We start from the raw sequence: 23,609 nt of genomic DNA, 5'->3' as shown, positions 1-23,609 counted from the left end.
TTTGCATCTATTTAGAATAAAATTCCACAGTTACACTCTTTGAAATTTTGTTTAATACTACTGTTACTTTGTTTCCATTATATAATCTTACATTAGAATCCTTATTTAATTTTCTTCCTGATTTTTGAACAACACATTCTGATTTATTAACAAGTTCTATACTATCGTCATTTCTAAATATAAATCTTGCACCCTCTGTTTCTTCATATTCTTCTTTAAGTCCTAATACTTCAAATAATGAAAAACTTCCTCTGTATCCTTTTAAACTTCTAAATTGAGGCTGTAATATTTCATTGGTGGTTTCATCTTTAATTTTAATCTCTACACGCCCAAATCCATGTACACGCTTCCTTTTAGCCATCTTCATTATTACAGCAGAAATTATAGCTAAAATTACAACTCCAATTATTCCCCAAAATAAAGGCTTTTTAAAAATGCTTTCCTTAGGAGTATTATTAGCAGCAGAGGTGGTATTCGCTCCCCCTACAATTACAGAAGAGCTTTCTCTATAAAAACTATCTCCATCTACTCTTACCTTAAGCTCATATTTTTCACTATCTGGGATTGAATATTCTCCTTTAAATGCATCTCCTTCAATAGTTAATGGTACTTCTTTTATAGAATTATCTTTTAAATTCTTTATAATTAACTTTCCTTTTACTTTATTATAAAGTTCCTTGTCTGAAACCTTTTGACCATTATTAACAAAGTAAGCTTCTACATTTACTTTATCTCCTTTATGAGCATTACTTGGAGTAAACTTTCCTTCTATTTGAATATCATAATTAAACACATAACTTACCTTTATACTGCTTCCATTTACTCCCTTTACCTTAAGAGTCCACTGTCCCTCTTCAGGTTTTATAATTTTTAGCATTGAATATTTTTTTGAATGAGTAAACTCAGCATTTGAAGAAGGTATCGGAACCTCCGTTCCTTTTGGATTAATAAGTTTTACTTCTACTGGTTTATCTGAAATCATAGATATATTTGCTTCTAACACATTAGCATTTGGAATATCAATTTTTAATTCTTGAAAATTTCCATTTAATTTTATAGTTCCTTTATCCTGCACTTTTAACTTTGAGTTGTCTGCATATATATCTGTTAAAATTTTAGGTAAATCTGCAGCAGTATTGGTTATATAGTTTTTTCCTTTAGTCCCATTTGATACCTCACTTAGCTGAGCTTTATCTACAGTACCATCATAATTTAATCCTATAGTATATACTGGATACCCCTTTTCTTTACACAAATTAATTCCTTTATTTAAATCATTTAAGGACTCAGCACTGCTTCTTAAAGGATCATTTTTACCATCAGATAAAAGTATTATTACAGGTCTATTTGCTTTATTATGTTCGCTATCTAATAATTTTGCACCTTCTAATAACCCTGCTCCTGTATCAGTTTTTTGTCCAAATGGAATATTAGATGCCATATTTTTTATTCTATTTTTGTCTTCACTAGAGTCTATGTTACTTAAGTTATGTTCTCTAACTATACCATCAGAATAAGCCACAAGTCCTACTTTGTTTCCTTTGAGTTGAGCCATATCCAAAAACATTTTTATAGCTTCTATCCTTATATCTTCAGGGTCACTATTCTTCATAGAACCACTAGCATCAAGTACAAAAATTACATCTAAATTTGAAGATAGTGTCTGGGCTTTAACCAATACAAAGAATGAATTTAAAAATATCTGAAGGATAAATATAATAATTGTAATAAAAGTTAATTTAATTTTAGATTTCAAAATAGTAACACCCCTTACTAACTTTAATTGAGTTCTCTACTTGCTTCACTTAAAATCCATTTTACAGTTTCACTAACATACTGAGTATTGTCCTCTACTCCATTCTCATAACTTTTAAGGAATTTACCTGAGAAAAACTTATAATCAGAAAAATTGTACTGAAATTTTCTCTTTATCCTTTCTCCTTCTACTTCTTCTAATAACTCATGAGTATTACCATCTATATTGTTAATTACTACTGCTATAGGTATATCTATAAGTTCATCCAATTTAATCTGACGTATTTCTCTTAGAGTAAATATAATCCTATCAAGCAAATCATTTACTTCACACATATTTAAGTTATATTCTTCAGCTTCCTTAAATGAATTATCTATAATAAATACTAATCCATCAACATATCTATAATATTTTTGTCTCTTAATACTGTCCTTATTATTGAAATACTCTCCAGAAACATCAAACATATACAATAACTTTTCACTGAAAAACTTCTTTGAATTTATAGAAATATTATATACCTTACCTTCATTATCTATATTGTCATTATCTATAAAACTTTCTTTTAAAGCTTTTACATTCCACTGCTTTTCCTCGGAAATATTATTTAGCAAGGCATTTGTTGCTGAAAATATAAAAGGGGTTTTTCCCATTTCTTTAGGGCCAATAACAGATATACATATTGGCACATTTTCCTTAACCTCGACTTCTCTAGAACATGATGGACAAATAGCCTTAACCTTATTTGTTTCTTTCAAAAATGAACAAGGAATAGCTTCTCCGCATACACACTTTCTTCTTAAAATACCATAATGACTAGGGAACAAATTTTTATGTACCCTTCCACACTTTACACATACATAATAAGGCAGTTCAAATTTCTCATAGCAATTTGGACAAACATTTGATATTTTTCTTCTCACCCTTCTTAGCTTATGTACTGTTTTCACTATACAATAAAATATATAAATAGGTATACTAATAATTGTTATAACTAAAAGATGTATAAATGAATAAATTAATTTAAATATATTGCCAAATACATATAAAGATATTTGAAAGGCTATTAATTTTCTAAAATTAACTTCACCCTTTTCCTGCATTTTTTTCTTCATCATTAGTATTTTCCCTTTATTAACTCCTGAAGAACTTATCCATGTATTCTTAAAGTCCTCATATTGCTTATAAAAAAAATACTTTTCTTTAGCTGGGTCACTAAACTTTTTTCTTCCTCTTTCTGAATACCCATTGCCTATACTAAATTTAGCTCCCTCAAAATAACTAAATAAACTTTTAAAAAAGCCCTCCAGTATTCCCATTATAACACTTATTAACCGAAGCCAATTCATTAGACCTATTAATACAATAAATATAAGAGCACCCAAGAGTACTTTTATTATAAAATCCACCATACCTGCCCAAACCACTTCCAATCTATACAATGCTTAACTCTTATGAAGTTATTTTTAGTGTAACACTAGTGTTACACTAGGCCTTTGTCTATGTTAAATCTATTTTTTAAAGAAAGCCATTATATTTCTTATTTTACTTTTTTCAAAAGCTTTCTTTTTTATATTTTTCCATTCTTTTAATATAAGATTTTTATTTCTATCATCCTCAATTCTTTGTAATATATATTTATCATAACTATTCATTTTTCTTTCATTTATAGTTGGTAACTCGTGTATTATCTTATCTTCGGCATACTGATCCATATTTTCTTCAAAATCTACTTTGTTTTTTAATATGAAAATAACATAATCTAAAAATATTTCATATACTTCCTTGGAGGAATCCTTTAACATATTTTTATATTTCTTTTCATTTAAAATATTAACTATAGTATCAGTATAAACTTTATAATAAACATCCCTATATTCTTCACATAAAAAAGCCTTTGTTACTTTGGCATGATCGCTGTAATCTAGAAGATATATATTTAAATTTGGTAAAATCCATTTTAGATATTCTTCATATTTGGAAGGAGATATATAGGAAAAATCTCCTTTAAAATTTCCTATAGCTGCCCTCTTATTTTTAAAATCATCACTTATAAGCTTTTTATGTATACATATAAGTTCTGTAATATTACAAGGTGTACTTATTTTGTACTTACTTTTAATTTCTCCTACTTCCTCAATAGCATTGGATACCATTTCTACATTCTCTACACTTATCTCTTCCTCAAAACAACATATTACTTCTTCAAAAAGCTTCTTATTTACTTCAATATAAGATAAATTTTTATAAATATACTTAAGTATCTTACTATATTGTTCTAAAGACAATTTGCTTTTTTCAAAAGAATCTATATATACCTTAAGAGCCTGTGAAAATTTCTTTTTCCTATATTCCGTAAACACATCAAATATTTCTTCTGAATATTTAACAAAAAAACTATTGTCATCTATGTTTTTTGATAATTTATATTTAAATATATAAAACATAAAATCCATACCATAAGGTTTGTTACATATATTAGAATAAATATTTTTCTCTAAGCATGGATCTTTTTTCCCTTCATCAACTAAAAACTGAGCTAAAGTTTGGCACACTAGACTGTCTTTATCTTTACGTAAATTAATTATGTACTCCATAAGTATTATATCTGCTACATATTCACATTCATCTTTAAAATAACACATAATTTCTTCTATATCTTTTGGGGAATCTAGTAGTATTTCCATACATCTTTTTAATAATATTACTCTCTCTTTGTCTTCCTCATTTTCTATATTAAATAGCAATATTGGTCTATTTGCACTACATTCTCTATTAAACACTATTATATCATCTATTATGGATTTAACATAAAATTTTCCATGCCTTACCTTAGCACCTTGAAGGTAAGTATTCAATTCACCTATTCTAGATTTTGCTAAAGACATCTTAATAAATTCTTGATTACTTCCTTTTTCTTTTCTCCTAACCTTTTTATACAAATGGAAAATATCTTCTATATCTGTATCTTCTCTATCCATAACAAGGCAATGTATAGCATCGAAAAAGAACTCATATGCTTTATTTACAAAATCTCTCTTTCCTGTTTCTTTGCTCATATTAAATAGAAATTCTGATACTATCTCTGTAAGTTCTATATCAACTTGGGTACTTATTTTTTCCAAGTTAGGGCCAATTTGTTTGAATATTTTACTAAACGCATCTTCTGATTTATACCTATTTGCAAAACCTATGGCTTTTTTTACATTTTCAATATTTAGCTTCTCTATACCTTTATTAACTATGTTATATAAGCAGATACAATCTTCTATATCTCTATCTAATATGTTATATTCAAACTGTCCAAGGAAAGATAAAAAAGATAAAAGCACTTCTTTTGAAACCGTGTATCCTACTTCAATTAACTTTGAAAAACTACTTCCAACAGTCTGTGGATTGTTTTGGTAAAAATCTACATAAGTATATTTATATAATTTCTGATTACTTTTTAAGTTAACTGAAGTTTTATCTTTATAAAGAGCAGAAATTTTATAATCAGTATTTTCAGGGTTATAGCAATATGTCGTAAAAGAGAATGTTTGTGCTAAATTTTTAGTAAGTGCCATTTGTATAGCTCCAATCCAGTATGCATTATTCTCTTTTAAATCCTCAAATACTATGTTTTTACCTTCCTTTTCATAATCTATAACACTTTCCATTAGTAATTTAAAATTTTTTCTTCTATTTTCCCCTTCTGCTCCCTTTAAGAATGCTGATATTGTATTATAATCTATTACATTTCCTAAATGAATTCCCTCTAAATTTTCAAGTGACTTTATCTCCTCTGCACTTTCTTCCTGAGAAGTTAATGAGTCTCTAAAGGTTATAGAGCCATAAAGTTCTATAGGATAAAACGGCCAAGGTTCATCAGAAATTAAAACATGAGAAAAGTAATTACCATATCTTCCTGAGTAATCCTTACCAACATATTTAGATTGGCAAATACAATACTTTCCACTCTTTAACCTAAAAGAAGACAATGCTATTGGAAATAATTTTTCTATCTCTTCTTTTGTAGGTTGAGTAGGAAGATTATCTGGTGGTATATATACACAATGAGCTTCTATTTCTTTTCTTTCTTCTTCAGTAATTCCTTCAGACATAGAATAAGTTTGAAATCCCATTCCCAAAGAAATACCTTTTTTACAGGATGTATAAAAAAGTTGTTGAACCTTCATAGTATGAATCACTTCCCTTTTTCTGCCTTTATTAATTTATGTTTATATAATAGCCATAAGAAAGGATCTTCTACTCTATGTGGTCTTAGCTTTGTAATCTTATTACTTTCAGGATTACAGCCTAATGCAGTCATTCCAAAATAGGCATAATCCTTAAAATTTGTGCTCAATTGATTAGCAAAGTTTTCACCACCCCAAGTTCTCACTAAGGATTCCATAGTGCCATTTACATCTTCAAAATCTGATAAATCAAAATATCCATTGGTTATATGCTTACTAGTATAATTTATAGAACTAGATGGATCTACTAAGGATTCAACTGCATCAATTTTTGAAAAAGCTACTGCTACAGGTATATCGATTAGCTTATCTATTTTTATGCCATTAGCCTTTCTTATAAGATTAGCAGTTCTTGAAAGCAAATCTTCTATTTCTGTATTTCTTTCCGGCAGCGAAGTACCTTCTGGTAACATTTCTCTTACCTGTTCAAGTTGCAGAGGATCTAAGACAAATATAATTCCTGAAGAATTGTATATGTACCTATTTACTGCCTTCATTGTATCTTCTGAATCTAAATCTTCTCCAGCAGTATCAAAAAAGGCAATAGTTACAACATTACTTATCTTGCTTTTATTACTTTTAAAAAGTCCTCCAAACATACCATTTTGTTTAAATGTCAATGTGTAAATAAGAGGTTGTTTTACTGATGAGTCTGTTTTGGCTGAACGTGTTACTCTTATTACTTCATTTTGTCTAAAAACTGGATTGTAAAAGTCTGTTCTATATCTACTAATAGTTGAATCATTAATAGCTTGAAGACTACAATTAAAAGATGATCCTATTTCATTCATTATTTTATCAATTAGTACCGCTATATAATGGCTTTTTCCAGCTTCCTTTGCCCCTATTATTGAAAATATTAAATTATCATAATTTCCAATAGAATAAGGTAATTCTTCATTACATGTAGGACATACCTTTGTTGTTGTCCTTTCTCCACACTTATCACAAATTGCTGACTCCCTCATTTGACCCTTATCATCTTCATCTAATGCAATTACTGTTCTCTTTCTTGCATTTTCGCATTTTTCTCCTTCATTTTCACATATGAAACCCACTTCCCCCAAAGAGTGTTTTGAAAAACAATAGGGGCATATATAATAATCCTTCTTCTTAAAATTAAAATTCACTTTTCTCTCTCCTCAAATATTAATATTTTTTATTATTTGAAATATAATCTTTCTTTTGCTGGAGACACTATTCTAAACAACTTGCTGTTAGCATCATCAAAAAAGAATAATTTCACATACATATTTCCTCTTATATTGTCATTAGGTAACTCTATAACCATAGAGTTATCTTTACTAATAACTTCACAATCAATGTTTAATATAGTTCCCCCATCCGATTTTTGTAAAGGCATATTTCCTACCTTACCTACTACAATAAGTTGAGGTAAATTCATCTCTTTTTCTTTAGTCCACAACATAATCTCTGATGACTTTAACTTACCAAAAATGCTTCTTTTTATTTTTATTTCATAAAATATTTCTGAAGGTTCCCTGTTAACCACAAGCCTTTTCTGCCCTTTAGAATAACATGTTTTATTTTCAAAGTTTACTTTTGTATAAACATAAAAATAAAAATCTCCTCCACTTACTTTATTAATAATATAACTACCTACCTTTTCATCTCCATGCCTTTTAATCTCATATTGTACTGCTGCTAAGTCTCTAGGCCCTTTGGGAAACATATCCATTTTATAACATATAAAAACTTCATCAACCTCTTCTGGCCAGCCCCATTCTAACGAAAGCTGACCATACTTAATTTCTCCCCTTATAAAAGAAACCTCTGGTATATTATTTTCATCAAAAGAGTAGGTTTTCTTTTTCTCTAATTGAATTACAGGATTAATTAAATCTTCTTCACACTCTATATCATTAACTTGTTTACTTTCAATTTTCTCATAATCGTTACTATTAATTTCATCCACATTGCTATTATTCTCATCCTGTGTAGTATCCATATGCTGATTATATTCATATTCTAAATTACTAGGCAATATGAATTGCTGTGTATCTTCTATATTACTTATGTATGAGTTATCCTTGGTAACTTCTGATATTTTTAATCTTATGTCATGTTCAGATAAATAGTTAAATTTTTGTATAAAATTATTTATTTCCTCTTTAGAAATAACATTTTTAACGGATAATATAATTTCTAATTCATCAGCTAATTCCTCTAACTGACATTGCTTTTTCTCATCCATGCTAAACCTCCGTACAGTCCATCTTTTTCTTACAATTACAAACAAATCCAAATCATAGTTTTACAATTATATTCTATCACATAAATCTTATGATTTTCTTAACAAATATTGAAGATTTATTAAATTTAATTTTGATTTATAATTTTTAATTTCTGCCAATGGAAAAAAGTTCAAATCTCTTTCTTAATTGAGACTTGAACTTAAATCTTTAATTTAATATAATTTTATTTAATAACTACCTGTTCTAATACTCCACTTCTTAAAAGTGAGAGTAAAAGCTCCCTATAAAGCCAAGAACTCTATTCATTTTGTATCTAATCTAGCCTCTAAAACTTTTTCTCTCCTCCTTAGTTCCACCAACTCATCTTCATCCCTTAAACTTTTTCTAAAGGAAACTATAGAAAATAGCATTATAAAAGCAAATGGAAATGCTGCTAATATTGAAGCTGTTTGAATCATTTCTAACCCGCCTGCTAATAAAAATGCTACTGTTAGTGCTCCTTGAAGTATTCCCCAAACAATTTTCTTTGAATTGCTTGGATTTAAATCTCCTTTTGAAGATAACATTGCTAAAACAAAAGTAGCTGAATCCGCAGAAGTTATAAAGAATATTGAGGATAGTATCATAATAAGAATATTTATTAATAAGCTACATGGATATTTGCTCATAACAACAAAGAATGCAGTATCCACCTTTTGTATAGCTGTTAATATAGTAGCTTTATCTACATTGAATCCAATTGTTCCAAATATAGCAAACCATATAAAGCATAATAAAGAAGGTATAAGTAATACTCCTAATACATATTCCTTTATAGTTCTTCCTCTTGAAATTCTTGCTATAAATATTCCTACAGGTGGTGCCCATGCTATCCACCATCCCCAATAAAACAGAGTCCAATTTTTATACCATTCTCCATGTAAAAATATATTATTATTTGTAGTAAGCAATTCTTTTCCATATGCACCTAATGCTCTAAATAAATTGTTAAAAATTTCTCCGGTAGGTCCTATTGTTGTAACAAATATAACTACAAAGGCCGCAATAAATATATTAAGATTTGATAATGTTTGTATTCCTTTATCTATTCCTGAAATGGCAGAACTCATATAGCATACAGTAACTAAACCTATTATTAATAATTTTACTTTAATATTTTCAGGTATGTTAAAAAGATAATTTAATCCTGCATTAATTTGTAATGTACCCATTCCTAATGATGTAATAATTCCAGCTACTGTTGCAAATATAGTGAAAATATCTACTACGCTTCCAATAAATCCATTAGCTCTTTTCTCACCAATTAGAGGAATTAATGCACTACTCATTAAAGCAGGCTTTTTCTTTCTAAACTGCATGTATGCAAGTATTAATCCAAGAATGGCATAACATCCCCAAGCAGACGTTCCCCAATGCAAAAATACTTTTCTAAGTGCAAACATTTTAGCTTCTGGTGTAAACCCCTCCATATTATGAGGATATGCATAATGAGTTAATGGTTCTGCTACTGACCAAAACACAAGCCCCATACCCATACCTGCACAAAATAACATGGAAAGCCATGACAAGAAGCTAAATTCAGGTTTTTCGCTATCTTCTCCTAATCTTACTTTTCCATATCTACTGAAAGCTATCCAAACGCAAAAAATGAAAAAAATCAACATAGCCCCAGAATATAACCAATAAAATTTATTTAGTAATAAATCAAGCGCATTTTTAGCCATTGTTCCAAAAGCTTTAATATTAAAAAAAGCAAATATCATAATCGCTGTTAATGTAATAGTTGAAATATAAAATACTTTCTCTTTTCTAAGCCTGTCCATAGTTCTATATCTCCATCCTTTCATGTAACAACTTTATTTATATTTCTAGTGTGTTACTTTCAACAACTTCATTATAACATCAAAGTTTTTACTTGTAAAATATTGAACTATTTCATTAGTTTGTATCTTATGGGGAAATATGATTATAAATCTATATACCTTTAAAAAGCTTCGTTTATCTTAGATATAGTCAGCTTTTTTACAGCAAGTGTCATTAAACAAGACAAAAAAACATGGATAAATGCTGCTCCTAAATTAGGAAAAAACATTTATCCATGCTCATTCTTTGCTAATATTTATTTTACTTATTATAAACTATTTTTTAGATATTTTAATTTCCATTTGTCTCATAATATTAAAATCTCCTTTATACTCTATATCTCCATTTTTAATAAGTTGTTGAATTCTTAAAAATATATAGTTATCAGATATAGGTTTTTCACTATATCCCAAAGTTTCTCCCACAGTTCTGACGCACTTTCTAAATTCTTTAGGGGTATACTTAAGTATCTGATTATCAAAATAATCTTCATCTACAGTTATAACCTGTCCATCTTCATAAACTCTAAGCTTTCCTCTTTGTTCTTTAATTTTATTCCAATTATCTAATAAAGAGGTATATGTACCCTTTTCCATTTTCTTTTTAGTAGTAATAAACTCTGGAAACCTATCAGGGGATACTTCTCCTACAAGTCTTGGAGTAAATTCATTAATTAAACCTTGATTATAAGTAACTTCTGACACATTACTAATATACATATTTTCTAAAGGTAGGCTTAATTTTTCCAAAGTGTACATTAAATTAACTAGCTCTGATGCATTATTACTAACCCAAAAATAAACAGTATCCTCAGAAGTTATTTTTGACAGTTTTTTATTAAACTTATAGTAGTTTTCTCTTAAACATTGTATGTATTCAACTCTATATTCCTTAATAAGTTTTTTACACCAATTAATTCTGTCTCCTAAATCTACTTTTTCATAAATTGGCCCATTAGATAAATCGTCATAGAAACCTATAACCTTATTTCCATATATAATGTTGGTACTTACTGCATATTTCAAACTTCCTCTTGCACTAGCTGAAAAGCATAAGTGAATTAAATTTCCCATATTATTCCTCCCCTATATGAAGTGCTTCTTAGATTTAGGTGAAATTTTTCTATATTATTATTTTTATAAACTTCATCCAAATGTAGAAATCACTTTATTTAAATTATAAATTTAGATATCTCCCTATGCAATTTATCAATACTTTGCTTGGAATTTTCTACTTCTTTCATTATATCATTAGATTTTTCAGTTGTCTCCATTGTCTTTGAAGCAATATTGGTAGTACCATTAGCTCCTTCATTTGAAGCTTGTGATACTCCTTCTATAATTCTTCCCATTTCCTGAATTGATGATAACAACTCCTCTGATGTGGAACTGAATTCCGTTACCATTTCGTCTATAAAATTCGCATCTTTACTGTACTTTTCTGCTACATCTAACATAGTACTATAATCATTTTGTACATTTGTAGACATAAAACTTATCATTTCATTAGAGCTCATAGATAAGTTTTCTACTGACTTTGTTACCCTTTCTGTTATATTTTGTATTTCTCCTACTGCATTTTGAGACTGCTCTGCAAGTTTTCTTATTTCATCTGCTACTACTGCAAAGCCTTTTCCTGCTTCTCCTGCTCTTGCAGCTTCTATAGCTGCATTTAATGCTAAAAGATTAGTTTGATCAGTTATCTCCATAATTGCTTGAGTCAATACATTTATTTGCTCTACTACTTTTGAATCTTCAATAGCTTTTTCCAAGTTTTCTTTAGTATCACTAAGCATATCTACTGCTTTTTTCTGAGATTCTGTAAAATTACTTTTCACCCCAACTGCCCTTTTATTTATTTCTCCAGCAGCTTGAGCTCCTTCTTCAGCTCTTTTAGCAATAGATTGAACTGCATTTTCAATTTGAACTGATGACTCATTCATTTCATGTGAAGCTGAGGATGTTTCTTCCATGCTAGCTGATAATTCTTCTGTGGTTGCAGAAACTTCTTCTATATTAACATTTAAGTTATTTATATTTTCTGATATATTTCTAAATACTACTCCAATATTATCTGATTCTTCTTTTACATTTCTTATTAAATTCTTTAAAGATGAACACATTAAATCCATGGCCTTTGAAATATCCCCAATTTCGTCTTTTCTTATCTTTAATTCCTCTTCAATATTTTCAGAAAAATCTCCATTAGCTATACGTTTTAAATGCTTTACTCCTAATTCCAATGGAGATGAAATAGACTTTGAAATAATTAATGTAAGAGCAATTCCTAAAAATATACTAGCTAAAAGTATCACTATAAATATTTTTTTAGTATTACTAAGTTGCATATTATTTTGATTATTTGTTTTTTCAGCATCTTTAACATTATAAATTGCCAATTCTTTTAAATTTTTTTGAAACTCTTCTGCAACATTTTGTAAAGAATAGTACTTATTTAATGGTTCTTCTATCTTCCCTTCCATAGCAAGTTTAATTGCTTCATTTCTCTTTATACTATATTCTTTAAACTCACTTTCAATAATTGGGAATTTTTCTTTTTCCCAATCATCTACATTAGTTTTTTTATATCTTTCCCAATTTTCATTGAATGTCTTTTCTCTTTCTTGTATGTCCTTTAGTTTTTCATTTTGTTTTTGTTTATCCTTTGTATTTAATAATATGTAATAAAAATCCCCCTCCATAGCCCTTGATTGGTTTCTATTGTCATTTAAACATTCAATTGCAATTAATGAATCATTATACATAGAATTCATATCTGCATTAGATTTAGATATGTGATAATATCCTGTAACTCCTATAGTGCAGCAAAATATAATAAGTATTATAGACAATAAGAAAATTTTTCGCTTAACCTTTAAATCATTTAACATTTTTCTCCTCCTTAGTATATTTATAATAATATATTAAAACAAGGGCAATAAGAAGATTGCATTTTAATGTTTAATCTTCTCATTACCCTTTATATTTAAAGTATTTAAAATAACCATACCCTTAAATTTTTTTATCAAATTCATTTTAAACTTTACGCCCTCACAGAAGCAAATTAAAAGTATATTTTTATCATTATATCCTTCTTTTAATTTTACATCCCACATAAAACCATGTCAACTAAATATAAACATTACCATAAATTACATCAAATTTTAAATAAATTTATTTCTTCCAATAATTCATTTGTAAATCCTCTTAATTCATTAGCTACCTTCTCTACTTCCCTTGATGAAGAATCCATTTGATTAGACGACGCTGCTATTTCTTCTGAATATGCTGATATTTCTTCTGCTATAGACGATGCTCCTTCTATTTTTTGAAATATATTATTTTTTTCTTCATTTATAGCTATAGCAGACTTATTTAAAGCATTTACTTTTGGTACTACTTCTCCAATAGATATAATAATATTTCCAAAGGAATCCAATGAACTTTTTATCACTTGTGAAGACTCTTGTAGTTTATTATTTATGCTTTCTGCATCATCTACAATATTTTTAGTTTCCTTTGATATTTCACTTATAAGAATACTTATATTATTTGAAGATTGTTTACTTTGTTCTGCTAGCTTTCTTATTTCCTCTGCAACTACTGCAAAACCTTTACCTGATTTTCCTGCTCTTGCGGCCTCAATAGCAGCATTTAGTGATAATAAATTTGTTTGTTCCGCTACATTATTTATGAGAACAGTTATTTCATCTATCTTATTTATATTTTTGCCTAAACTGTCTATTTTCTGAACAAATTTTTTATACGATTGTCCTACGTATTCAAAAGATTGTTCTAAATTTTTCATTTCTTTACTACTTTCATCTGCAGTAGTAGCAACATTATTAGAAATATCATTAACTTCGCTTAATCCATTAACAACTTTTTTAATATTATTTCCAAAATTATTTAATATATTATTTATATCTACTAAATTTCCTGCCTGATCACAAGTTCCTTTTGCTACATCATTTATAGCTGTTGATATATTATTAGAAGAATAGGCCATCTCTTCTGATATTGTACTTAAATGCTCTGAAGAATAATCAACTGAATTAGTTCTGCTTTTTAAATCTCTTATAATTTTTCCAAAATTATTTATAGTATCTTGTATGTATTTTTTCATTTCTTCAAATTCATTTTCACCTTGTTTTTTAATTTCTAATTGCAAATTTCCTAATGACATTTGTTTCAATATACTATCTATTTCTTTTAAGAATCCATTAAAATTCCTAAAAGTAATGGAAGATAAAATTGCAAAAATTATAATACAAAATACTATAATGCTTATAAGTATATTTCTATTAGTAATAAATATTTTATTGCTTTCTAATTTGGATTTTTCTGCTAATTTAATATCATAATTCTGCAGATCATTTAATGATTTTTCAATTTCAGATCCCATTTCTGTTATTTTATCTGCCTCTTCTTTTGTCAGCGGATTACCTGATTTAGAAGACATAACTGACTTTTTAGCTATGTCTAGGTACCCTTTATAGTTATCTTCAAATATTTTCAAAAACTTTGATTCTTCCTTATCACAATAATATTTATATTCATTAAGGTCTTTCAATATTTCCCTGTCACTTTCATCTATAAGCTTCATATATCTTTCATCAAAATTTAAATCTGCATTAGCACAATTTAATCTTATAAGAACAAAATTCTCTCGCATTTTCGATATATTAACAATAGGAATTAATCTATGATCATACATAGTAGAAACATTATCATTAATTCTGCCAGTGCTAATTATGCCATAAATTCCAATTATTAAAGAAAAAACTATTGAGATGATAGATAAAATTATTATTGTAGTAGATACTTTTAAATTTTTGATAAAACTTTTCAACTTTTCCCCTCCCCAAATACTTTATCGCCATACTTCCATAAATTTATTTTATTTCAAATATTTTGCAAATATATTGTACCACACTATACCATATTTCTCATCACTTTCTTAATTGTTTTTTTATTTCACTACCTTGTGATTAGTTATTAATAAAAAATAACACCTAAGTTTACACTTAGGTGTCATTTTTTATATATTTAAGTTAACAATACATAGCAACTGGTATAGCTTGAATAGCAGGTCCATTTATTTTAGTACAAAAATTTTTAGGTACTAAAATGTTGTTTTTTGTTAATAAATCTAGATATGGATTCATTTGATTGAAGAACTCACAATAATACTCACTCATACAAGTCTTACACAATAGATCTATACAACTTTTTTCATCTACAACATTAATTATTTTACATAAAACTTTACAATAGCAATTTACATTATCATATATATATGAATTTTTATCTAGAAAATTATTTGAATTTACATTTAAAACTGCTTTATATGAGTTACAATCCATTATCATGTTAACAGTATTATTTTTATTTAAATTTTCATTTAAGCTTTTTAATTGCTTTAAAAGCGTGGAATAATTTGTTAAAACTTCTTTCTCTTCTTTTGTTTTTAACAAATTGTCTAACATTTTACAATCATAGGCTTCTAAAACATTTATCATAGTGTTTATTTGAGACTGAAGTGATATGGGGGATACTTTTCCTTCAAATTCAACATAATCTCCTTCAATAGCTCTATTATTTATAATATTCTCTTGTCCCATAATCATTAACATATTTTCTTCTATCATTATCTCTCTCAAATTAGTAAATATCTGAAAGGTAGTAAATATTTTTTTTATACTTATCTCATTTCTAATACTATTTTTATCGTCAAAACATCCTAAAAGATCATCAGAATAATTTTTATATACATCCTTTACAATGTTTTTTTCTTTATCATTGTTGGATTTTTTAAAGTCTTCACCTCCTCCATTTTTACACCCCTTTTGTAGTCTCAAACCATTAGATCTATCCTTTACGCATCTAATAGTCCTACTTTCTATATATCCGTTTATCAATATCCCATACAAATCCAAAATTAAGTTTTTATTTATATAGATAGGAATATCAATCCTACCCACCCTAATTCCCCCTGCGTATGGATTTTAATATATAATATTCCAAGTGCCTGAATAAAACACCCCCAGGGGTGAAAATTTTTCCCTGGGGGTACTTCTTATTTAAATATTCCAAGTGGTTTTCCTGTAGGTAAAAATACCATACCAAAATGAGGATTTAATACTGCTGCTGCAAATCCAAGCTGCTTTGGGTCTACGGTTGATGCAAGGCCTTTTCCAAATACACCTGCTTTAATCATTCATGAAGCCCCTACTCCAAACCAAAAAATGCATAACCTCCAAAGGCAGTTGTTCCAAAAGTATTCTGCCTTTTAGAATCATTTATACAAGCAAATCCACCTAAAAATATTGCCCATGGAAGTACAAATGAAACTCCTTCTGTAAGTCCAAGCTTCTGTGATGAAGCTACAAGTGTTACCATAGCAAGTCCAAATAAACCTAATGCTGAAGGGTCACAATTAACAATTTTAATATTTTGTGGTTCATTAGTGGTCATATACATCCTCCTAAAAAATAATTAGCATAAAAATTTATTATAAAAATGTCGAAAAGTCAATTAATTTATCATATAATTTATAATTGCAAAAATAAACAAGCTTATAAAATTATAGAAACTAAACTTTAATAAATAATTCTTTTTTTCTTCTTCACTTACATCATTTATATATAGTTTATATGAAATAACACTAGCAAGTGAAGCTATAAGAGTTCCCATACCTCCTATATTTACTCCTAGCAATACTTGTTTCCAGTTTTGCGTAAATTCAGCTACAAGTATGGCACAGGGTACATTACTTATTATTTGACTTAAAAGTATAGAGGAAATATAGGTATAAGCCTTACCACTTAAAAACACTTGTATATAAGAATGGACTACTTTCATATTAGACAAATTACCAATAGATATAAAAAAGCAAATAAATGTAATTAACAGTAAATAATCCACCCTTTTCATTAATTGTATATCAAAAGTTAAAACACACAGAACTGTTATGATAAAAGCTAACTTATAATCTATTACATTCAATACAGATAAAATTATTATAAAAAATAATATAGCATATATAATTAACCTCTTATTATCCTTAACCTGTAAAAAATTTAACTTAAATTTCAAATTATCCTTAGGTATTGTAAAGTTTAATATTGTAAGCCATAGTATGCCCATTAATGCTAAAGGAAAAGTAACCTTAAAAAAATCCAAAGCTTTCATATGATAATGAGTAAATAAAAATAAATTTTGAGGATTTCCCATAGGGGTAAAACTACTCCCTATATTAGCTGCAAGAGTTTGAAATATTATTGTTTTCATAAAGTTAGCATTAGACTTTTTACTTATTATTATAGTAAGTGGTACAAATGTAAGTAATGCTACATCATTTGTAACCAACATAGAAGTAAAAAAAGTTATAAATATTAATGCTAAAGAAACTCTTCTCAAGCTTTTGTATCTATATATTAAAGTTATTGCAACCTTATCCATAAGCTTAATTTCCTCAAAAGCTTTAACTACAACCATTAAATTAAATAATAGAATAATTACTTTAAAATCAATATATTTAATGCTTGGCACTTTTACAAATGAAGTTATTATTGCTGTCATTAATGATATAGTTAAAACTATATCTCCCCTTAGCTTAGAAATAATTTTAAAAGAATACTGCTGTGTAACATTCAATATTTTTCACCTCCGACTATACTATTTTAAAATATGCAACTAAAATTATATCTTTACCAAACCAATTCACCTACTAATAATATTAAAAATAAACGTAAAAGTAAAATAATATTATTTAAACTCCTTGTCAATATAGCCAAAGCACCTTTATGTTCTACTTGCATTTAATATAAAAGCATATTTACATAATTGTAGTACTATACTATAATTGATAATGATAATCAATACCAAATAATAATTATAAGGAGATATCACATATATGATAAAATATATTTTAAGACCTACTGAAGAAGAACTTTATCACGACATTATAGAAAGCCTTGTAACAGCATTAGAAGCAAAGGACTATTATACTAGAGGACACTCTGAAAGAGTTGCAAATATGACCTTAGCTTTAGCCAAAGCCTTAGGAATAAAAGGACTAGAATTGAAATTTATACATATAGCTGCTCATTTACACGATATTGGCAAAATAGGGGTACCTGACAGTATATTAAACAAAAGGGGAAAATTATATGATCATGAATGGCAATATATAAAAATGCACCCTCAAATAGGTTTTAATATCTTAAGCAAATCAAATAAGCTAAAACAAATTAGCAAAATCGTTCTTCACCATCATGAAAGATGGGATGGTAAAGGGTATCCCTGCAAAATTAAAGAAAAGGAAATACCTTTAGGTTCAAGAATAATAGCAGTATGTGATTCTATAGATGCAATGATGTCCAAAAGGCATTATAGAACTCCATTAAGCTTTGATGAATGTAAAAATGAAATATTAATAAACAAGGGTATTATGTATGATCCATTAATTGTAGATTGTTTTATGGAAAGCAATATAAATTGGATGAGTTTTTTAGAAAATTCACCTTTTTTAAAAAGAAATGTTCTATAATTATGTTATATCTACCATTATTTTTGAGGTTATACAATGTCCAAGTATTAATTTTGAGCCTCTAACATTGACAATAAAGCCTCCATCCATATTATTGGATACTATTAAAAGATTTGTTCCTGGGATAATGCCCATAGCTTCTAATCTTTTTTTTATTTTATTGTCACAATTTAAAGACCTTACTATAACTTCATTACCTACATTTACAAAAGAGAGAGGCATGCTAACATTCCTTTCCAAATAACAATAATAATTTATTAATAATTATTTTAGCATATATATTTTTTATTGTAAAATTTACTAATTATATAATTAACGGAGGTATTAATTGTGTTAGATGTTAACAGAGCTACTACAAATAACTTAGAACAATTTTATTTAATGCTTAAAGTTATTTTTTTAATGTTTATAGTTATTATTGAAAGATTGTTAGTTATGACTAGTAAAGAAACTATTAGTATAAATAGATATTTTATAATTTTCTATTTAATCTATTTGGTTATACAGTTTATATTCTTTATTAAAAATAATAATATAAAGGCTAATTTATTTACAACTTTATTAGATATGTTATTTTTATTATCCTATATGTACATAAATTCTAATTATTTTTATGCTTTACTGCCTTTAGTATATATATACATATTATTTCAAAATATAAGATTTAATAAAATAAATCCCTTAATACTTCCTAGCATAATAGTTATAGGCATTATATTTATAATAAAAAAATCATTTACTGTCATATTTACTATTGAAAATTTAGTTAATATATCATTTATATACGTGTTGGCCTTAATATCTCATGCTATTATAAGTTTTATGTATAAACTTATAAGACAAGTTAATCTAATGATAAAAGAACTACATAAAAAAAACAAAGAATTGGAGAAATTGGCCTCTAGAGATTATCTTACTAATATGTATACCCATAGAAGTTTTTATAATAATCTTTCAAATATATTCAAAAGAATTCATAAAAATTCTAACCTGTGCCTGGCTATGTTTGATATTGATGACTTTAAAAAAATTAATGATACCTATGGTCATCTAACTGGAGACTTTATATTAAAAGAAGCCTCAAAAATAATATTAGGTAATCTTAGGCCTAAAGATATGGCAGCCAGATATGGAGGTGAAGAATTTGCCCTTCTTCTTCCTAATACAGATTTAAAAAATGGTGTAACTATATGTGAAAAAATAAGATTTAATATAGAAAAACATAACTTTAAAATGAAAGACTTAAATCTAAAAATCACTATAAGCTGTGGTATATCCAATTTGGAATTAGAGAATATGTCAGATTATGATGAACATAGATTTATAGAAAGTGTAGATAAACTCTTATATGAGGCAAAAACCTGTGGTAAGAATTGTATTAGGTGGAAAGTTTCATAAATTAAAATTATGTTATAATATGCTTTTTAAAGAATAGATTTTAGTAAATAGAATACAGAGTATAAGGCACAGATATAAAAAATTATTCTCCATTGTCATTAAGAAAAATTTCAGCATACTTACTTTAAATATTTCAAAACAATGTTTTATCCATACTTTATACTCTGTTATTTATTATATATTCTCTTAAAATAAGCTTTTCATTATTGAATATTGACATTTGCACCACTCATCTTTAGGATCTAACTCATAGGCCTTTTTAGCAAATTTCAAAGCAGTATGATAGTTTTCCATATCCTTATAAACTAATGCTTTTTCAATATAAGCCTTACTTTTAGTTTTATCTAGTTCAATTGCCTGAGAATATATTTCAAGAGCTTCTACATTTCGATCTAAGGCATTTAATAAACTACCTTTAAGGCAAAGTACTTCATAGAAGTTAGGGTTTATCTTCAAGCAGGAATTACAACAATTTAGAGCCTTTTTACTATCACCTAACATATCAAAAAAGTCTGCTTTTTTAAAATATATTTCAGCATTTTTATTATCTTCTTTTAGTAATTCATCACAATAAAAAATTGCTTTTTCAAATTCTGCAGTAATATCATATATGTCTATTAAATCCAAATAAGCTTTCTTGCTTTTAGGAACAAATGTAAGATATTTTCTTATACATTCTTTAGCCTCATCAATTTCATACATACCAATATGGGCCTCAGCTTTTACAATATAAGTTTCAGCATAGTTTTTATCTAAATTAATTGCTTCTTCAAAAATTTTAAAAGCTTCATCAATTTTATTTTTTTCAAAAAGACATTTCCCTTTTTCAAGCAAAGCAACAACTTTAATATTTTCATTATTCATATCAAAACAACTTTCCATAGTTATTCTCCTTTATATGAAATATTTATTACATATTACAATTATTGCCATAAACTATGTTATATATACTTCTTCAGCCATATTATATTAACATCATATTGTAAGTATGGATATAGTTATATATCTCTATTTCAAATTCAACATTAAAAATCAATATAAAAAAGTGCGGCACACCTTTTTTAGTGTGCCGCACTTTTTTTACTGAAGATTTACAAAGAAATCTTCTGCATTAACCTTTTCCTTTAACAAACCTTTTTCTTGTAACCACTTAATATTATCTTCCCAAACCTTTTTATCTTGATATAAGAATGGTTCTTCCTTTGATTCCATCCTTGGAAGCAACATATTCATACTTTCCTTTTCCACGGCTTCTGTAAGTGGGAAGTTATCCTTTTGTTGATTATTTAATAATATTTTTAGAGATTCATCTGGATTCTTTTTCATAAATTCATAGCCTTTTTGAGAAGCTCTCATAAACTTCTTTAAAGTCTCACTCTTTTCTTTTATAGTATTATCGCTAGCAACAAATACTTCTTCGTAGTATCTTGGTACCCCATAATCTGATGGACTAAAATAATTAATTTTGTGTCCTTCATGCTTAAGTACTGGAACTTCATGATTTATAAGTCCACCAGTAGTAGCATCTACTTTCTTTGTTATCATAGATGAAAGTAATTCAAACCCTACATCTATAATCTTTACTGAGTTTGGATCTCCTCCATCTGCTTTTACCATGGCTTTAACATACTCTGTATTTAATGGATTTCCTGAAAATCCAACAGTTTTTCCTGATAAATCCTTTGGTGAGTTAATATTTTTTTCTTTTAAAGAAATTATAACATTTAAAGGAGTATGTACTATAGCTCCAATAGACTTTACTGGCACCTTTTCATTTGCTCTTGCCATTACTATATCTGGTTGATAGTAAATTCCTAAAGTTGCCTTACCTGCAGCCGGTAAAGTTAATGGGTCTGTTGGGTTTGAAGGAAATTTTATATTAACTTTTAATCCTTCTTCTTCATAATATCCTTTTTCCATAGCTGTATATATAAAACTATGTATTGCATTTGGATACCAATCTAACACTAAGTCCACTTCTTCTAGCTTTTTATTATCAGCTGTACTTTTTTCTCCTGGCTTTCCTGCACATCCTGTTAAAGTTACTAATAAAAATACTAATACTAAGGATAAATACTTAAACTTTTTCACACTTCATTCCTCCATTTAATTATCTTATTTTCTAGAATGTTTATTATTAAAACAAATATTAAAGCTACAACTGATAAAATTACTATAGGTGCAAATACTGCAGCTCCATCTAATTGAGTCATCATTCTTTTACTAAAATATCCTAACCCAGATTGAGAACAAAGCCACTCACTAATGGCAGCACCAATTACACTAAGTGGTACAGATATTTTTAAAGCTGAAAAAAAGTATGGTAATGCAGATGGAAGTTTCAATTTAATAAATATTTGTTTTTTACTGGCTCCATAGGTAATTAAAAGTTCTTCCATTTCCCTTCTTGTTGAACGAAGACCATCATACACATTTACAGTTATAGGAAAAAAGGTTATTAATATAGTCACCAAAATCTTGCTCCATATAGTATATCCAAACCAAAGTACAAATATTGGTGCTAAGGCAGTTATAGGAACTGTTTGAGTTACCACTACTATAGGATATATTGCTTTTTCAATTTTTTCACTTAAAGCCATAGCTACAGCTAGAGCCACTCCTAAAACTATAGAAATTAAGAGCCCCAAAAAAGTAACTGCCAAAGTTGCTGGAAGATGTACTTTAAAAAGAGGTTCTCTTAAAATCCAAGCTTTTTCTATTATCTTACTTGGTGAAGGTAATATATACATAGCATTTATATATCTTGCAAGACCTTCCCAAAACATAAAAAATATAATACTTACTATTATTGATGATGAATATTTCTTCATAATTGAATCCTCTGCTTTAACTCATTTACAAGTTCTTCTTTTATATTTAATATTTCAGGTCTACTTAACATATGTCTATTCCTTGGATAACTAGCTGGAACGATTACTTCCTTTAATTTAGTTATAGGTTTTTCAGAAATAACAAATATCTTACTAGATAAAAACAATGCCTCTTCCACATCATGAGTTATAAATAGTATAGTTTTCCTTAAATTTGACCACTGCTCTAAAATCCATTCCTGCATAGATATTTTTGTTATAGCATCTAATGCACTAAAAGGCTCATCTAAAAGCATAATATCCGAACCAGTAAGTAAAGTTCTTATAAAAGATACCCTTTGCCTCATTCCTCCGGACAAATCTTTTGGATATTTATCTTTATACTGACCAAGTCCAAAAGAAGTCAAAAATTTTTCAGCTTCTATTTTGGCTTCCTTTGAATTTTTACCCTGAACCTCCAGTGGTAAGCAAGCGTTTTCCGAAATAGTTCTCCAGGGTATAAGTAAATCCCTTTGAGGCATATATCCTATATATCCCTTTAAATTATGTATGTTTTCATCATTTATAAAAATTTTTCCACTTTCAGCCTTTTCAAGACCAGTAATCAATCTAAAAATTGTACTTTTTCCACAACCACTAGGTCCTATTATGCTTACAAATTCCCCCTTACTTACCTGAAAATCTAAATTTTCTATAATATGTTTTTCTTCATCTTTGTATTTGAAATTTACATCACAAAATTTTAGCATAAAAA

19 protein-coding genes and 1 pseudogene are annotated in these 23,609 nt (G+C 27.7%); 2 read left to right on the top strand and 18 right to left on the bottom strand.

All coding sequences use genetic code 11. The features are described from left to right. Positions 1-7: 7 nt before the first annotated feature. The 13 genes and pseudogenes from T514_RS0100775 to T514_RS0100715 form a co-directional block, all read right to left on the bottom strand. Positions 8-1,756, bottom strand: a complete 1,749-nt coding sequence (locus T514_RS0100775) for a vWA domain-containing protein (RefSeq protein ID WP_027623026.1) — start codon at positions 1,754-1,756, stop codon at positions 8-10. Positions 1,757-1,779: 23 nt separating this feature from the next. Further along, positions 1,780-3,198, bottom strand: coding sequence for a P-loop NTPase family protein (locus T514_RS0100770; RefSeq protein ID WP_051541671.1), 1,419 nt, complete (start codon positions 3,196-3,198; stop codon positions 1,780-1,782). A 69-nt stretch (positions 3,199-3,267) separates the two neighbouring features. Then, positions 3,268-5,934, bottom strand: a complete 2,667-nt coding sequence (locus T514_RS0100765; protein WP_027623024.1) for a GAP1-N2 domain-containing protein — start codon at positions 5,932-5,934, stop codon at positions 3,268-3,270. Positions 5,935-5,942: 8 nt separating this feature from the next. Then, positions 5,943-7,124, bottom strand: coding sequence for a hypothetical protein (locus T514_RS0100760; RefSeq protein ID WP_027623023.1), 1,182 nt, complete (start codon positions 7,122-7,124; stop codon positions 5,943-5,945). Positions 7,125-7,156: 32 nt separating this feature from the next. Then, positions 7,157-8,209 carry a hypothetical protein gene (locus T514_RS0100755; protein ID WP_027623022.1) on the bottom strand — a complete coding sequence of 351 codons (1,053 nt, stop codon included), beginning with the start codon at positions 8,207-8,209 and terminating at the stop codon, positions 7,157-7,159. A gap of 303 nt (positions 8,210-8,512) precedes the next feature. Further along, the gene (locus tag T514_RS0100750; protein ID WP_242850539.1) at positions 8,513-10,057 is read right to left on the bottom strand and encodes a BCCT family transporter; all 1,545 of its coding nucleotides are present in this window, start codon (positions 10,055-10,057) and stop codon (positions 8,513-8,515) included. 291 nt (positions 10,058-10,348) lie between these two features. Continuing rightward, on the bottom strand, positions 10,349-11,146 hold the full coding sequence (locus tag T514_RS23580; protein ID WP_034867995.1) for a DUF1835 domain-containing protein: 798 nt from the start codon (positions 11,144-11,146) through the stop codon (positions 10,349-10,351). Positions 11,147-11,244: 98 nt separating this feature from the next. Further along, positions 11,245-12,963, bottom strand: coding sequence for a HAMP domain-containing methyl-accepting chemotaxis protein (locus tag T514_RS0100740; RefSeq protein WP_027623020.1), 1,719 nt, complete (start codon positions 12,961-12,963; stop codon positions 11,245-11,247). A 63-nt stretch (positions 12,964-13,026) separates the two neighbouring features. Continuing rightward, on the bottom strand, positions 13,027-13,188 hold the full coding sequence (locus tag T514_RS26870) for a hypothetical protein (RefSeq protein WP_169735787.1): 162 nt from the start codon (positions 13,186-13,188) through the stop codon (positions 13,027-13,029). Positions 13,189-13,229: 41 nt separating this feature from the next. Then, on the bottom strand, positions 13,230-14,924 hold the full coding sequence (locus T514_RS0100730) for a methyl-accepting chemotaxis protein (RefSeq protein ID WP_027623019.1): 1,695 nt from the start codon (positions 14,922-14,924) through the stop codon (positions 13,230-13,232). Between the two features lie 202 nt (positions 14,925-15,126). Beyond that, a complete protein-coding gene (locus tag T514_RS0100725; protein ID WP_051541669.1) occupies positions 15,127-16,056 on the bottom strand; it encodes a DUF6414 family protein in 930 nt (309 codons plus the stop codon). A 95-nt stretch (positions 16,057-16,151) separates the two neighbouring features. Continuing rightward, positions 16,152-16,549, bottom strand: a pseudogene (locus T514_RS23575) (acetate uptake transporter family protein). Positions 16,550-16,609: 60 nt separating this feature from the next. Then, entirely contained in the window at positions 16,610-17,731 is a 1,122-nt protein-coding gene (locus T514_RS0100715) for an SLC13 family permease (protein WP_027623017.1), read from the bottom strand. 259 nt (positions 17,732-17,990) lie between these two features. Here T514_RS0100715 and T514_RS0100710 point away from each other — a divergent pair, with 259 nt between their 5' ends. Further along, positions 17,991-18,626 carry an HD-GYP domain-containing protein gene (locus T514_RS0100710; protein ID WP_027623016.1) on the top strand — a complete coding sequence of 212 codons (636 nt, stop codon included), beginning with the start codon at positions 17,991-17,993 and terminating at the stop codon, positions 18,624-18,626. Here T514_RS0100710 and T514_RS0100705 read toward each other — a convergent pair whose 3' ends face one another. Next, the gene (locus T514_RS0100705; protein WP_156939767.1) at positions 18,627-18,866 is read right to left on the bottom strand and encodes a FeoA family protein; all 240 of its coding nucleotides are present in this window, start codon (positions 18,864-18,866) and stop codon (positions 18,627-18,629) included. It abuts the gene before it with no gap. A gap of 90 nt (positions 18,867-18,956) precedes the next feature. Here T514_RS0100705 and T514_RS25485 point away from each other — a divergent pair, with 90 nt between their 5' ends. After that, complete coding sequence (locus tag T514_RS25485; protein WP_027623014.1) at positions 18,957-20,024, top strand: GGDEF domain-containing protein; 1,068 nt, start codon at positions 18,957-18,959, stop codon at positions 20,022-20,024. Between the two features lie 186 nt (positions 20,025-20,210). Here T514_RS25485 and T514_RS23565 read toward each other — a convergent pair whose 3' ends face one another. From T514_RS23565 to T514_RS0100680, 4 genes are all read right to left on the bottom strand, one after another. Beyond that, a complete protein-coding gene (locus T514_RS23565; RefSeq protein ID WP_051541667.1) occupies positions 20,211-20,906 on the bottom strand; it encodes a tetratricopeptide repeat protein in 696 nt (231 codons plus the stop codon). A 198-nt stretch (positions 20,907-21,104) separates the two neighbouring features. After that, positions 21,105-22,115 carry an ABC transporter substrate-binding protein gene (locus tag T514_RS0100690; RefSeq protein WP_027623013.1) on the bottom strand — a complete coding sequence of 337 codons (1,011 nt, stop codon included), beginning with the start codon at positions 22,113-22,115 and terminating at the stop codon, positions 21,105-21,107. Beyond that, positions 22,112-22,855 carry an ABC transporter permease gene (locus T514_RS0100685; RefSeq protein WP_027623012.1) on the bottom strand — a complete coding sequence of 248 codons (744 nt, stop codon included), beginning with the start codon at positions 22,853-22,855 and terminating at the stop codon, positions 22,112-22,114. Before T514_RS0100685 ends, T514_RS0100690 begins: the two co-directional genes overlap by 4 nt. Then, positions 22,852-23,604: an ABC transporter ATP-binding protein gene (locus T514_RS0100680; RefSeq protein WP_027623011.1), complete on the bottom strand. Its 753-nt coding sequence runs from the start codon at positions 23,602-23,604 to the stop codon at positions 22,852-22,854. The genes T514_RS0100685 and T514_RS0100680 overlap by 4 nt, the downstream gene beginning before the upstream one ends. Positions 23,605-23,609 lie beyond the last annotated feature (5 nt).

It is taken from the genome of Clostridium lundense DSM 17049, from assembly GCF_000619945.1.
GTDB lineage: Bacteria > Bacillota > Clostridia > Clostridiales > Clostridiaceae > Clostridium_AO > Clostridium_AO lundense.
The sequence above is the reverse complement of the archived record's forward strand: the minus strand, read 5'-3'. Positions and strand labels throughout refer to the sequence as shown.